Genomic DNA, 501 nt, shown 5'->3' with positions numbered 1-501 from the left:
CCGCCGATGCGGGCACGATCAACGGGACCTATGGTGTTCTGACGCTCGATGCCGAGACCGGCGCCTACAGCTATCGGCTCTACACCGAGGGCGAGAACCAGGCTGCCTATGACGCGGTCCAGGCTCTCGACGAGAGTGACGCGCCACTGACTGATACCTTCTTGTACAATGCGACGGATGGCACGGCGGAGAGCAACGAGACCTCGCTGACGATCAGCATCTTCGGTGCGAACGATGCGCCGGTGGTGACTGCGGATGCGGTGGCCGTGTCCGACGAAGGGCTGGCCAACGGCAATCCGGACAACGTCGGCAATGCCGACACGACCAATCTCGCCACGGCCAGCGGCCAGATCGGCATCGCAGATGTCGATGACAGCAGCTTCACCGTGACCTTCGATGCCATTCCGACGGAATCGCTCGCGGTTGCCGATGGTACGGCCAATGGCGCTGCGATAACCTGGGCGCTGTCGAATGGCGACAAGACCCTGACCGGTACCATCA

The 501-nt window shown here is 62.7% G+C and carries 1 protein-coding gene; it reads left to right on the top strand.

The features are described from left to right. A partial coding sequence (locus tag FRW57_RS22865; RefSeq protein ID WP_203230537.1) for a VCBS domain-containing protein occupies positions 1-501 on the top strand: 501 nt, incomplete at both ends.

This window comes from Segeticoccus rhizosphaerae, from assembly GCF_009192725.1.
Lineage (GTDB): Bacteria > Actinomycetota > Actinomycetes > Actinomycetales > Dermatophilaceae > Segeticoccus > Segeticoccus rhizosphaerae.
Note: the sequence above shows the minus strand (reverse complement) of the source record. Positions and strands in the feature narration are given on the sequence as shown.